This window comes from Seramator thermalis (assembly GCF_004138125.1).
Classification (GTDB): domain Bacteria; phylum Bacteroidota; class Bacteroidia; order Bacteroidales; family Dysgonomonadaceae; genus Seramator; species Seramator thermalis.
Genome location: NZ_RXHS01000022.1, coordinates 22,041 through 31,181 on the forward strand (window position 1 = coordinate 22,041; position 9,141 = coordinate 31,181).

The following is a 9,141-nucleotide window of genomic DNA, read 5'->3' on the forward strand; positions in this document are numbered from 1 at the left end:
AACTTGTAACACCAAAATATTCCGTACGATCATGAACATAAAAACTCGGCTCATACTGATGAATTTTCTCCAATTTGCTGTTTGGGGAGCTTACCTGACATCCATGTCGCGATATCTCGGCCCTGCGGGACTGGGTGCAAATATCGGTCTGTTTTATTCCGTGCAGGGAATCGTATCGATTTTCATGCCCGCCTTGATGGGTATTATAGCCGACCGTTGGGTTCAGGCTCAAAAATTATTGGGAATCTCTCACGGGTTGGCAGCTGTGTTTATGCTTGCAGCGGGTATCTACGGGCTCAATGCAGGAACTTCGGTCTCATTTTCCGTTTTATTCGGTTTATATACGCTGAGTGTGGCATTCTACATGCCTACTATCGCGTTATCGAACTCTGTGGCCTACAATGTGCTGACGCAGTACGGACTCGATACCGTCAAGTCATTCCCACCGATTCGCGTTTTTGGCACTATCGGGTTCATTTGCTCGATGTGGGCTACCGATTTGTTGGGATTTCAAACTTCCGCCATGCAGTTTGTCGTAAGTGCATGTATAGGCGTTGTGCTGGCAATTTATGCTTTCACATTGCCCGAATGCAAAACCGGCACGGTTTCCGAAAAGAAGTCGTTGGTTGAGGCATTGGGATTGAACGCTTTCAGGTTGTTTCGACAAAAACAGATGGCTATATTTTTCATATTCTCGATGCTGTTGGGGGTTTCGCTGCAAATCACGAACGGCTTCGCCAATCCTTTTATTGCCTCTTTCGAAGCTGTTCCGCAATTTGAAAACACATTTGGCGTCCGGCATTCCAATATGCTCATTTCGCTTTCACAAATTTCCGAAACGCTTTGCATTCTGCTCATCCCGTTTTTCCTCAAAAGATATGGGATCAAAACGGTAATGCTCATGTCGATGTGTGCCTGGGTGCTGCGTTTCGGATTGTTCGGCGTAGGCGATCCCGGTAGTGGTGTATGGCTATTGATTCTTTCGATGATCGTTTACGGAATTGCATTCGATTTTTTCAACATTTCGGGATCGCTTTTCGTGGACAAGGAGACCGATCCTTCCATCCGGTCGAGTGCACAAGGACTCTTCATGCTGATGACCAATGGCATTGGCGCAACGGTAGGAACTTTGGGTGCTCAATGGGTAGTGAATCAATATTGTCGGTGGCAGGATGTGACGGTGGGAAGTCAAAGCAAATCGTTGCTTGTAGGTGATTGGGCAAGCGTTTGGTTTATTTTTGCGGGATATGCCCTCGTCGTAACCGTTTTGTTCGCATTTCTTTTCAAATACAAACATTCGCCCGAAAAAGTGTAGGAAGCAGATATTCTTCAAGCAGTCTTGTGATATTTCATCTTTGCGGCTGATAGTGCAACGAATTTCCCTGCCGAAAGAAACCGATTTCGTGCCCGATCATTTGCAATTGTTCTTCGAGAAACCGCAATTCCTCTTCGTCGTTTTGGGATGAAAGCGGTTTGTTTTCGTACAGGAAATAGTCGTCGCGGAAGCGTTTCGGCGTAATGTTGGGCATCAATACATTAGCGCCAATCGCAATCGCCTTCATACGGGCATTTTTTTCGATAGATTGCAGCGCAGTGGTGGCTGCAATGTTGATATCGGGCATCAGCACTCGGAGTACAGCGATCATTTTCAAACTCAATGAGAGCCGATCGGACAAGGGCAAAAGCAAATTTCTGTAAGCATACAGGGGCGTTTCGTGATGCTCCACATAAGGGCCCATGCCACACATGTCAATATCCGTCCGTTTCATGAAAAGCAAATCGTCCGCCAAATCTTCAACCGATTGAAAGGGAAGTCCGATCATGACGCCCGTTCCCAACTGATACCCGATTTTTTTCAACGATTCCAATGCTTTCAGCCGTGTTGCATGGCGGTGATCCTCATCGTCGGGATGCAACTTGCGATACAGTTGTTCCGATGATGTTTCGATACGGAGCAGATAGCGCGTAGCACCGAGATCAAACCAATGCCGATAGACCTCTTCCGTTTGTTCACCGCACGAAAGCGTTATGCCCAAACGACCCTGAGTCATTTCGCTCGTTTTCGTCAAGATTCGGTCTATTTTTTCGATAAACGAGCGGCTTTGGAGTTCTCCCGACTGAATGGCAATCGATCCGAATCCTTTTTCGTAAGCAAAGCGGATGGCGTCCATCGTTTCGTCTTCTGAAAGTGAGTAGCGGTGAACCCGATGGTTTGATCGGCGAATGCCGCAATAGTAACAATCTTTTCGGCAAATATTCGACCATTCGATCAATCCCCGCAGATACACGCTATTGCCTACGTTGTCCAATTTGATGCGCGATGCAGCGTCAAACAGTTGTTGTTTTTCTTCTCCTTCGGATGACAGAAGTTCGACAATGTCGCTTTTCGAAAATTCGGTTTGCTGCAAGATGGATTGAACCGACATCGCTTTTTCGTTTTTTTATTATACCTTAATTCCGCAACCAAAAAATTGAGGGAGGTCGTTGGGATTGATTTCATCTTGTTTCTTCATTTTTCCATTCAATCCGATATAAACGCCTTGGCTTTTGAGCAAAGTAAGTAAAAAAATTATAGAAAAATTGAGCGATATTACGCTATTTTTCATGTCAAGACATACCTCCCCCTGTCAGGTTTCCCAAGAGAGTTTTAATATACTGTTAATCGGGTAAATTGCAATTGATCGTATGGGCGGTCGGTGTAAAGCCGGAGCTTCCATTGTCGACTCTGTCTGATCCATTTGCCGGCAACACAGATGAATTTGAAAATAAACCGTTTTATTCTTGAGGTTGAAGGAATATCTTTGAATACAGCCGATACCTTTTTGATAAAGTAGTTGTAGAAGTTTTTCATCATGGCCGTCATAATCAAAAATACAGTATTGCTCTTCATCTCTGATGTCGGAAGACGTCCCCATCCAAAGTCGTTGTTTTGGATATCGAATAACTTCTCACTTGCACCACGCATATTGTAATATTCGATAATCTCTTTTTCACTTGACACATGATCATTGGTCAATATAGGGCGATAGATAAAGCTATCTCCTGTGAACAGGTCTAACCGGGCATCATCTGACTGTTCCCGCATGACCACCAATCGATAATTTCGATCCTCAAAAAACCGGCGGAATGGAATTGAGGCTACTTCGTATGATTTATAATTGATTTCAACTTTTTTCCAATCGCTTATTTGGCATATCTGCTCAAACATACTTTCAGATTTGTTTGCCCGGATGTAGCATAGCCTGCTGTGCCCGGAAACCGTATCCATAATATCTTCTGCAACTTCACCGCCACAAAAGAACACCTCAAACCGGGTTCTGAAGAGCTCTCCGTATTGATAACCGGTCATGTTTCCGGCACCAAGATGATTGTCAATAAGATCCGATAGACCGGATTTGTTAAATTCTTCATGAATAAAAGAAATTCCGGCAAATGGTATGATTGTCTGAGAAACTTTTTGTAATTTCATCTTTCAGTAAGTTTTTTTGGTATCATAAAAATAGGTGAAATCTTACACATGGCAAAGCGTTTGATAAAATATTTCTTATCAGCCGAAAATCCCGCATTTTATAACCATGTTTATTCGTTATTGTTTGCTGATAAGCTATCCCAATGTCTGAGAAAATTAAATATGGTTATAAATAGAACCATACAAATATGTAAAAATAGATAAGGGTCAAAACTTTATCGATATATATCAGTCGATTATAAAGGCCTATTTAATATATGGTTACGACGGGGCGGGATTTACAGTTATGAGCGCTTTGCTTACTTAAAGGCGAAACCGGTTTGCGGATTTAAGGGAACTTTCTTTAATTTGGTGGCGAATGTGTATATTTGTCACCGCATTCGAATGGTAAACTTGTTGCATAATTTTTTGTTTTTAATTTTCAAAATTAATCAAGTTTTCATTTGGATGCTCTTTTTCTCATTGTGAAGTGAAGCGTAGCGAAACGAAACAATGAGAAAAAACATCAACAACGTGGTGAAACTTTACAATTATCATTGAAAGTCGCGTACAAATCGATATATAATCTTTTGAAATATTTTATCAATATGAACACCCGTCAAAAAAGCAGATTGCTTTTCCAATTCATCGTTATTCTTGTGTTGATCACAAGTTGTGATAAGGCAGAACATCAATCACTCTCTTTCTACGATGACTATCGTGAAGTGCCCATTCACGGAACCGTTATGATCGGTCCGAAAACAGGTAGCGGAAACTACACGCTTGAAGTTCAAAATCCGGTTCTCTTATCCGCCGAAGTAGAGAATGGATGGTCAAGCCCATCAGGGATGATTGCTATTCGCGGCCTGCTTACCGGTAAGACAGTGCTTACCGTTACCGACAATGCAACTCATGAATCTCAAAAAATCAGAATTAAAATAACCGACAATTATGAAACGCTAAGGATCTCTGAATCTATTCTCGAAGACAAAGATGCGGAATTTCCTCCCACATTGAAGAACATAGAGTTTATTGTCTTCGTAAACAACAAAGAACGAGGTCTTTATCTAATTAATAGAGAACGTATCTCATTAACCGATTATGTGTTGCAGGTGAGAGGAAAAGGAAACTACCATTTCATGAATAAGGATGATAGATACCACTTGGTATTATCGTATCTTGTTGATAGAGAGGAGCAACCAGTGCTTGATGAGACATCAGCAACACATGTTGCATCCAGCTATATGTTGACAATCCCCGATTATGCACTTCACCGGTTAAATCAAAATCTCAATCTGGGCTTTGAGACCTCAATGCCTGAGCGCCTAGATGAAATCGTCAGAATAGATAGAGAAACAGTGATACAGATGGAAGAGGCCGAAAACGGATATAAAATACAGGGTGGGTTGACCATCATAGAAATGCCTGTCGGTTTTTTATAGAAAAAGCAGGTTGAGGCAATCTTAAAAACGGATAAGCCTTTCAGGCATCAGTCCGGGTGCAAATCAAGATATCAGGCCCTTGAAAGTTTCGATGAATGGTATAAACGTATTAGGTGATTATCAGTATATCTGTAGGTAATAGTAGCATAAAATATGGGAATTAAAATACACAAAATGCTGTATTTAAGCATGTTGATATTCCTGTCCGGTTGCAATAGCGATGTTTTTGTGGAAGATTTTCTTCCCGGAGAACAAATGGATGTTGCCATTTCGGAAACTGACAATACGAAGGAAATCAATTTTAAGTCAGACAACTGGAGGCTGATTGATATTACTCCTTTTATGGGCGGCTCATTTACAACCCGGGCTTATACACTCGATGGCGAACCCGTCTCTTTTCCTTTCGGTGAAAAAGAACCGGCCATTGTTCATTGCTTAAGCGACTTTATAGATTTCCGTGTAGAGAAAAGAGGTGGCAACAAACTACTGCTTACACTCAATGAAAATCTCATGAATGAGGATGTAACCATGCTGATAAAAGTTGGCAATGATTACAAAGAACAACAGATCAAGACCCTGCTGGCACCCACACGCAAATATCAAATAGATAGCGTAGTATACAATTGGAAGGAGTTTGAAATTTATGAAGGTGCTGCCAGGGAGATGGAATCCATCACAATTGACAACAAGCTCTCTACACCTATAACCTTTGTGGTTTATCCGTTTCGAAAATCCGCGCGTGAAATTCAGTTTTATAACCCTGCAAATGTCTGGGATGAAGAACTGTTCAAACGGTTACTTGGCATTCCGCTTCCTGAAATTACCATCCCTGATATTGTTGACTCAAAACCCGTATTACATAACACCAAAGCGCCTTTTGGAATTATGGAACAGGAGCTTGAAGCACCATTGGACAAGAAATTATCGGTAGAGGTAATCGTTGATGCCTACGACAAAAGAAGAATACTGGTCATTAATGATATGGAGAGATATTCCGTACCTTATAAGGTGTATATCTCCAATCCTGTAACAGGCAAAAAACGCATCTTCTCGGGAAAACTCACCAGCAGCCGTCCTACGGATTATTTTATCTTAAAAACAAGAGTCGAATGAGAATGAATGATGCAGCCCTAAAATACTCCTTATGCACCATATTGCTGCTATTAATCGCTGTAGACTCTTTTGCCGATAACAACGACTCCACTTCAACAAAAATCACACATATGATTGGTGTTGATCTCAGACCGGGATATCTGTTCCCTACGCATGAATTCTTCAAAGGCTCCAACCAGGCAGGGGAGAGAATAAACGCCACTCTTTCCGGTCATCTGAAGTACGGTTTTAAGTTCTCTAACAACACATATCTGGGCAAGGAATATCCTCACGCCATACAAGGCATCGGAATCGCTTACAATACATTCTTCAACTCTTCCGAACTGGGAAATCCCATTAATGTTTATCTCTTCCAAACGTCAAGAATTGCAAGTATTACCCCCCACTTGTCTTTCGATTACGAATGGAACTTTGGAGCAGCATTCGGTTGGAAGCAGTATGATGAAGAGAAAAATCCACTCAACATGGTTGTCGGTTCCAAGACTAACGCCTATATTAACCTTGGTTTTCTGTTAAACTGGCAGATCACATCAAACACCAATCTGCGTGGAGGAGTGGGAGTGACACACTATTCCAACGGAAATACCAGTTATCCCAACTCGGGGGTGAATACAATTGGAGCCTCCATAGGTGTTGCACACTTTTTCGGGAACAATACGGAAAAGAGATCCTCCAATTTTCCATCGCAGAATCACGCATTGCATTCGTGTATTACCTATGACCTCATTGTCTATGGTGCTACACGGAAAAAGGGTGTCTTCCCTGAAGATCAAAGCCCAATGCTTGTGCCGGGCTCGTTTGCAATTGCAGGATTGAACCTCAATTCATTGTATCATTTCAGTAAATATTTCCGTGCCGGTATTTCTCTCGATCTGCAGTATGATGAAAGTGCCAACATCGGCAAGCATATAGCCAATACATATATTCCGTCTGATCCTGATGAAATTAGATTCTATAGGCCTCCCTTCAGAGAGCAGTTTTCGGCAGGACTTTCTCTGCGTGGAGAAATTGTCATGCCCATCTTCTCAATAAACCTGGGTATTGGAAAAAACTTCTTGTGCAAGGGAGATGATACGAACTCATTTTACCAAACTTTTGTACTCAAGACCCACATTACTGATAACATATTCCTGCATACGGGCTATCAGTTATATCGTTTCAAAGATCCGAATAATCTGATGATAGGACTTGGCTATCGATTTAATGCCAAATAAACAAGGAAATAATGCGCTATTTGTACCCGTCAACCGGCATGACTAGAACAGGCCAACACGGACACGAGAAAAGACGGATTAAGAAGGGGCTGCTGAACAATTGATATTTATACTGAGATAAAACTACCTAAAATCCTCAAGCAAAAAATTTAAGGAGATCGTTTGGGTTGATTTCATCTTGTTTCTTCATTTTTCCATTCAATCCGATATAAACACCTGGTCTTTTGCGCAAAGTAAGTAAAAAAATTATAGAAAAATTGAGCGACATTACGCTATTTTTCATGTCAATACATACCTCTCCCTGTTAAGTTCTTAAGAAAACCATTAACACATCGATTTCACTATAATTGTAAACAGTCATATGGACGGTCAGTGTAAAGCCGGAGCTTCCATTGACGACCCTGCCTGATCCATTTCCGGCACCAAGATGATTGTCAATAAGATCCGATGGACCGGATTTGTTAAATTCTTCATGAATAAAAGAAATTCCGGCAAATGGTGTGATTGTCTGAGAAACTTTTTGTACTTTCATCTTTCAGTAAGTTTTTTTTGGTATCATAAAAATAGGTGAAATCTTACGCATGGCAAAGCGTTTGATAAAATATTTCTTATCAGCGCTTTGCGTACTTAAAGGCGAATCCGGTTTGCGAATTTAAGGTTATAGATATTTTGTAACTTGGTTCTGTTGCGAATGCGCAATCTTTTTTCTTTGCGCTGTGATCAATTATTCCCTTTGCTCCGTAAAATTATGGAAAAACGGTGATTTTAGTTTTTCCGCTCATGCTGTAAAAAAGGCTCTATGTGAAATAGTGTGGGTAGATAAAAATTGAGGTTGCCTCATGAATTACGGATAACCCGTTTCCTCCCTCATTTCTTTTCTCATTAACCATTCTCCGGTACTATCCCGACCTCATCTCCTCATCGGGGCACCCGATCTGCGCAGCGAGCGTGCCGTCAGGCAAAAGACAAGCTGTTTGAGCCGCCGCAAGGCGGTGAGTTATTTGTCTTTTAGCGAACAAGCAGCTGTCGGGTCGATGAGGAGATGCAGTCTTGATCTTTTTTGCATACTTTTTTGCATCAAGACAAAAAAGTATGTGGGGTTTGGGGCAAAGCCCCAAGAATCAATGGATAATGGATAATGTACAATGCATAATTTACCGATTCAATGATTTGATGATTCTCTGTAATTCGTAACTGGTAATTTTCAATTCCCATTTCTAACTTCTTAAATTCTTCAATTCTCCATTACATCATAACACCTCCCCGCCTTCGGCGGTACCCCTCTTATCTTAAGAGGGGAGTCGATCACACTTGCCATTAACCGTCCCCTTAAGATAAGGGGACAAGCACTGCCGCCAGGCAGTGCGGGGGTTATGATCTTTCTGACTTCCGACTTCTTCACTTCTTTCTTAAATTCTCAATTGTCAATTATCCATTATTTCTTGACCTCATCTCATCATCGGGGTACCCGATCTGCGCAGCGAGCGTGCCGTCAGGCAAAAGACAAGCTGTTTGAGCCGCCGCAAGGCGGCGAGTTATTTGTCTTTTAGCGAACAAGCAGCAATCGGGTCGATGAGGAGAGGCAGTCTTGATTTTTTTTGCATACTTTTTTGCATCAAGGCAAAAAAGCATGTGGGGTTTGGGGCAACGCCCCAACAAGTCCACAGACGAATATCTACGCCGGCAGAAAGCGATAACCATGCTTTTCTGGCGAATCGAATTGGCTGCCGTGGAAAGTGGCACTCCTGCCATTTATGATGCACTCATAAACGAATTGAACGAGTGGATGATTTCCTATCGTTTACTCGTCAAGAGTCGCATTACACGCACTGCCAATCGTAAAGTGTCGGACGAAACAGGTTCTGATAAAAAGGAAGCAGTCGCGATGTCTGCTCAAACTTCCGCGACTGCCTAACGCATAGCT

Annotated in this window: 8 protein-coding genes; 5 read left to right on the forward strand and 3 right to left on the reverse strand. The window is 41.9% G+C overall.

What is annotated here, in order from left to right:
* Positions 1 to 31: 31 nt before the first annotated feature.
* Entirely contained in the window at positions 32 to 1,315 is a 1,284-nt protein-coding gene (locus EJN84_RS11710) for a nucleoside permease (protein WP_129595596.1), read from the forward strand.
* Between the two features lie 34 nt (positions 1,316 to 1,349).
* Here the strand turns inward: EJN84_RS11710 and hydE are convergent, their stop codons facing one another.
* Positions 1,350 to 2,426 (reverse strand): [FeFe] hydrogenase H-cluster radical SAM maturase HydE, encoded by a 1,077-nt coding sequence (hydE, locus tag EJN84_RS11715; protein ID WP_129595597.1) that lies wholly within the window; start codon positions 2,424 to 2,426, stop codon positions 1,350 to 1,352.
* 221 nt (positions 2,427 to 2,647) lie between these two features.
* The gene (locus EJN84_RS11720) at positions 2,648 to 3,469 is read right to left on the reverse strand and encodes a transposase (RefSeq protein ID WP_129595598.1); all 822 of its coding nucleotides are present in this window, start codon (positions 3,467 to 3,469) and stop codon (positions 2,648 to 2,650) included.
* Positions 3,470 to 4,056: 587 nt separating this feature from the next.
* Here EJN84_RS11720 and EJN84_RS11725 point away from each other — a divergent pair.
* The 3 genes from EJN84_RS11725 (at position 4,057) to EJN84_RS11735 (ending at position 7,217) form a co-directional block, all read left to right on the forward strand.
* Positions 4,057 to 4,890 (forward strand): hypothetical protein, encoded by an 834-nt coding sequence (locus EJN84_RS11725; RefSeq protein ID WP_129595599.1) that lies wholly within the window; start codon positions 4,057 to 4,059, stop codon positions 4,888 to 4,890.
* Positions 4,891 to 5,043: 153 nt separating this feature from the next.
* Positions 5,044 to 6,003: a hypothetical protein gene (locus EJN84_RS11730; protein ID WP_129595600.1), complete on the forward strand. Its 960-nt coding sequence runs from the start codon at positions 5,044 to 5,046 to the stop codon at positions 6,001 to 6,003.
* Between the two features lie 2 nt (positions 6,004 to 6,005).
* A complete protein-coding gene (locus EJN84_RS11735; RefSeq protein ID WP_394343097.1) occupies positions 6,006 to 7,217 on the forward strand; it encodes an acyloxyacyl hydrolase in 1,212 nt (403 codons plus the stop codon).
* Positions 7,218 to 7,521: 304 nt separating this feature from the next.
* Here EJN84_RS11735 and EJN84_RS11740 read toward each other — a convergent pair whose 3' ends face one another.
* Positions 7,522 to 7,749, reverse strand: a complete 228-nt coding sequence (locus EJN84_RS11740; RefSeq protein ID WP_129595602.1) for a hypothetical protein — start codon at positions 7,747 to 7,749, stop codon at positions 7,522 to 7,524.
* Between the two features lie 1,098 nt (positions 7,750 to 8,847).
* On the opposite strand from EJN84_RS11740, the gene EJN84_RS11745 reads away from it, so the two are divergent.
* On the forward strand, positions 8,848 to 9,132 hold the full coding sequence (locus EJN84_RS11745) for a hypothetical protein (protein ID WP_129595427.1): 285 nt from the start codon (positions 8,848 to 8,850) through the stop codon (positions 9,130 to 9,132).
* The last annotated feature ends 9 nt before the right edge of the window (positions 9,133 to 9,141 follow it).